This window comes from Rhizobacter sp., assembly GCF_035702065.1.
In the GTDB taxonomy this organism is placed as follows: Bacteria; Pseudomonadota; Gammaproteobacteria; order Burkholderiales; family Burkholderiaceae_C; genus Rhizobacter.
The window spans coordinates 1-4,144 of record NZ_DASSRA010000326.1; the positions used below are offsets into that span (position 1 = coordinate 1).

Consider the following 4,144-nt stretch of genomic DNA (forward strand, 5'->3'; position numbering starts at 1 on the left):
ATCGGCCGCATCGCCCAGAGCCTGCTCGACCAGCAGCTGCCCGCCGGCAAGCCGGTGGTGGTGCTGTCCGACAACGGCATCGACCACGCCTTGCTGATGCTCGCCGCCATGCACGTGGGGCGGCCGGTGTGCTCGGTCTCCAGCGCCTACTGCCGGCTGACGAAGAACTACGCCAAGGTGCACGAGATCCTGCGCACGCTCGACCCGGCGCTCATCTACGCCAGCGATGCCGCCGTCTACGGCCCCGCGCTCTCGTCCATCGACACCCCAGCGATCAAGGTGCTGAGCCAGGGCTCCGACACGGTGCCCGGCGCGATGCCTTTCGGCGCCCTGCTGCAGGCCACCGAAACCCCGGCCGTGCAACGCGCCTTCGACGCCGTCACGCCCGACGACCACGCCAAGTACCTGCTGACCTCGGGCTCCACCGGCCAGCCCAAGGTGGTGATCAACACCCACCGCATGCTGTGCGCCAACCAGCAGATGATTGCGCAGGCCTGGCGTTTCCTGGAGCACGAGAAGCCCGTGCTGCTTGACTGGCTGCCCTGGAGCCACACCTTCGGCGGCAACCACAACCTCAATCTGGTGCTGCGCAACGGCGGTGCGCTCTACATCGACGAAGGCCGCCCCGCGCCCGGCCTGATCGACAAGACCGTGCGCAACCTCTGCGAGGTGCAGCCCAACCTGCTGTTCAATGTGCCGCGCGGCTGGGACATGCTGCTGCCCTTTCTGGAGAACGACCGCGACCTCGCACGCAGCGCCATCGGCCGCCTGCGCATGGCCTTCTACGCCGGCGCGGCCCTGCCGCCGAGCACCTGGCAACGCATGGAAGCGGTGGCGGCGGGCGTGCGCGACGAGCCGCTGTGGCTCACCACCTCCTGGGGCGCGACCGAGACCTCACCCTCCATCACCAGCGCGCATTGGCGGCTGGACGGTGCAGGCTGCATCGGCATCCCGCTCGCGGGCCTGGAGCTCAAGCTCGTGCCCAACGGCGAGAAGCAGGAACTGCGCGTGCGTGGCGTGTCGGTGTTCAGTGGTTACCGCAACGCGCCCGAGCTCACCGCTGCCGCGTTTGATGAAGACGGCTTCTACCGCATCGGCGACGCCGGCCTGCTGGCCGACCCGGCACGGCCCGAGCGCGGTGTGGTGTTCAACGGACGCGTGGCCGAAGACTTCAAGCTCGCCAGCGGCACCTGGGTCTCGGTGGGCACCGTGCGCGTGAAGCTCGTCTCGGCCTTCGCGCCCTATGCGCAGGACGTGGTCATCACCGGCCACGACCGCGACGAGATGTGCGCGATGGTGTTCCCGAGTGCGGCTTGCGCGCAGCTCGCACCCGAGTTGCTGGCCGCGAAGCTGCGCGACGCGATGAACGCCGTGCGGGCCGAAGGCGGTGGCTCGTCCCAGGCACCGGCGCGCGTGCTGGTGCTGGCGGAGCCGCCCAACGCCGATGCCGGCGAGATCACCGACAAGGGCTACGTCAACCAGCGCGCCGTGCTCACACGCCGCGCGGCCGAGGTCGAGCTGCTGTACGGACCGGCGCCGCATCCGCGGGTGATCCGTAGCGATTGAAGGTTCAGAAGTTGTGGCGGATGCCGAGCATCACGGCCGAGCGGCTGTCCTCGCCGTTCGCAATGCCCGTCGGGATGTTGGTCAGCTCCGCGTTCTCGACACGGCTGTGCTCGATGGCGCCATAGAGATGGGTGCGCCGGGACAATGCATAGTCCCCGAGCACGGCCACGAAGTCGCCGCTGGCCTCCTTGGTGCCGGCCACGTGGTAGTCCTGGCTCAGGTTCCAGTACTGGGCGCCGAGCGTGAACGCTGGCGCCAGGGCATAGGTACCGCCCGCCGTCCACACCGTCCGCTGCTTCGCGCGAACCGCCGCGACCGCCGGGCTGAGGCCGGGCTGGTTCGGCGCCACGATGTTCTCGACGCCACTGCCGACCAGCAGCACGGCCGAGTTGAAGCCGTCGTCGAACTCGTTGCGGATGAACGAAGCGTTCAGGTACAGCGGGCCGGACTGGTAGGCCACACCGGCCACATAGCCCTTGGCCTTGAGCTGGGCGGCGTCTTCGCGCTCCAGGTAGCCGCCACCGAGCGTGACCGGCCCGGTCGCATAGCGGGCCATGCCCCCCAGCGCCTTGCCGACCGTCGTGGTCGCTGCAGCGCCCTCGCCTGCCGCCGCTTCGAGCTCGATGGCCAGCCCGCCGACGGTCAAGGCGTACTTGGCCATGTTGTCGTTGCGAGCGCCCATGGCAACCGCGATCTCGGGCTTGTAGCTGTTGATGAACGGGCCCACGGTCTTGAACGCCGCGAAGCCGACAGCCGCGTCGTACAGCACGTTGGCCTGGCGGCCGAGGGTGATGCGTCCGAGCGTGTTGCTGTGCAGGCCCACCCAGCTCTGCTGCCAGAACTGGCCGCCGGGCTCGCTCATGCCGTTGTCGAGCGTGAGGCGGTGCTCCATGTTGGCCAGCGCGCGCAAGCCGCCGCCGAGGTCTTCGCTGACGTCGAAGCCGATGCGGCTCGGCGTGAGGCCGCTGGATATCAGCGTGGCCAGCCTCTCCCCGCCGGTCGCGCCCTGGTGGTTGGAAAAGCGCAGCGCGGCATCCATCACGCCGTAGATGGTGACGCTCGATTGCGCGTGTGCGGCACCGGCCAGGGTGGCCAGGGCGGCCGCGGCGAATGCTGAACGTTTCATCACGGCGAAGCCTCCCTCGGTTGCACGGCAACGCCGAGTAGAACAGAGCCCGGGTTCGTGGTGCCCCCTCGCCGTGGGGGGCTCCGCGCCTACCTCGAATCAAGGCTTGTTCAACGCCGCCGCAGCGCGAAACAGTGCCTTCAGCGCTGTCTTGTCCAGCTTCTCGCCTTCATGGAAGTCGATGGCCCGGCGCACGTTGCCCTCCAGGCTGGAGTTGAAGAGGCCCGCCGGGTCGGGCACCGAGGCGCCCTTGGCGAAGGTCATCTTCACCACCTTCTTGTAGGTCTCGCCGGTGCAGATGATCCCGTTGTGCGACCACACCGGCGTGCTCCACTTCCACTCTTCCACCACGCCGGGCACGGCTTCCTGCACCAGGTCGCGCAGGCGCGACAGCATCTCGCCGCGCCAGTCGCCCAGCCCGGCGATCTTCTCGTCGATGAGCGTGGAGGCGGCGTCGCCGCTCTGCGGGGGGCTCTTCTTCATCATCGGGTTCGTCTCCGTCAGTTCAGCGGCGGGCCTGGATCATCTTCCATCCGTTGCCGGAAGGGTCTCGAAAACCCGCGTCGACCGTGCCGTAGCGGTCCATCGGCTCCTGCGTGAACTCCACGCCCTTCTCGCGCATGCGCTCGCAGGCGGCGCGGCAGTCGTTCACCGTCATCACCATTGGCGGCATCGCGCCCTTGGCCACGACGGCACGCACCGCCTGGGCCGTTGCCGCATCGAGCACCGGCGGCCCGGGGTTGAACAGGCCGAGCTGGAACGAGGGCTGCTCGGGGTGCTGCACCGTCAGCCAGCGGTAGTCGCCATTGCGCACGTCGGTGTGGACGCGAAAACCGAGCTTGTCGACATAGAAGGCGAGCGCTTCGTCCTGGTCTCGCACATACACGCCTGCCACTTCAATACCTTGGCTCATGGAGCTTCCTTTGGGTCGGGTTGATCATGGGAGCCGATTGTTCCGGCAGATTCCCGGCGCCGCTTCTCCGAAACTGCGGTTTCGAGGCCGGGCCGCTGCACCGCGCTCACCACGCAGGCCGGCATGCTGGCCAGCGCGTGCGCCACGGCACTCCAGCGCGCGCGGGCTTCACCTGGGCTCTCGCCGGTGATGTCGCGGAAGGTGCGCCCGAAGGTGCCGAGGCTGCCCCAGCCGGTCTGAAAGGCGATCTCGGTGATGGGCAGGTCGGTGTCGCGCAGCAAGGCCACCGCCCGCTCGATGCGCCGCGTGAGCAGGTAGCGGTGCGGCGGCACGCCGAAGGCCTGCTTGAACGAGCGCGCGAAGTGCGCCTCGGACACGCTGCTCACCTCGGCCAGCCGCCGAACCGGCCAGTCTTCGTGCGAGGCGGCGTCCATGCGGTCCTTGGCGCGAAGCAGGCGGCGCAGCAACTCGGGATCCTGGAGGGGGTCGACCTGGGGGCTTGGCATCGCGCTCACGGTACCCGATTTGGCAAGCGGCGT

General features: G+C 68.8%; 5 protein-coding genes. 1 reads left to right on the plus strand and 4 read right to left on the minus strand.

Annotated features, from left to right (window positions below; genetic code table 11):
* On the plus strand, positions 1-1,566 hold a 1,566-nt coding region (locus VFL64_RS14500; RefSeq protein WP_489541090.1), incomplete at its 5' end, for a feruloyl-CoA synthase.
* 4 nt (positions 1,567-1,570) lie between these two features.
* On the opposite strand, the gene VFL64_RS14505 is transcribed toward VFL64_RS14500, so the two are convergent.
* From VFL64_RS14505 to VFL64_RS14520, 4 genes are all read right to left on the minus strand, one after another.
* Positions 1,571-2,692 (minus strand): porin, encoded by a 1,122-nt coding sequence (locus tag VFL64_RS14505; RefSeq protein WP_489541091.1) that lies wholly within the window; start codon positions 2,690-2,692, stop codon positions 1,571-1,573.
* A 99-nt stretch (positions 2,693-2,791) separates the two neighbouring features.
* On the minus strand, positions 2,792-3,175 hold the full coding sequence (locus VFL64_RS14510; protein WP_489541092.1) for a DUF1801 domain-containing protein: 384 nt from the start codon (positions 3,173-3,175) through the stop codon (positions 2,792-2,794).
* Positions 3,176-3,197: 22 nt separating this feature from the next.
* Complete coding sequence (locus VFL64_RS14515; RefSeq protein ID WP_489541093.1) at positions 3,198-3,605, minus strand: VOC family protein; 408 nt, start codon at positions 3,603-3,605, stop codon at positions 3,198-3,200.
* Positions 3,602-4,111: a helix-turn-helix transcriptional regulator gene (locus VFL64_RS14520; RefSeq protein WP_489541094.1), complete on the minus strand. Its 510-nt coding sequence runs from the start codon at positions 4,109-4,111 to the stop codon at positions 3,602-3,604. The genes VFL64_RS14515 and VFL64_RS14520 overlap by 4 nt, the downstream gene beginning before the upstream one ends.
* Positions 4,112-4,144: the final 33 nt, after the last annotated feature.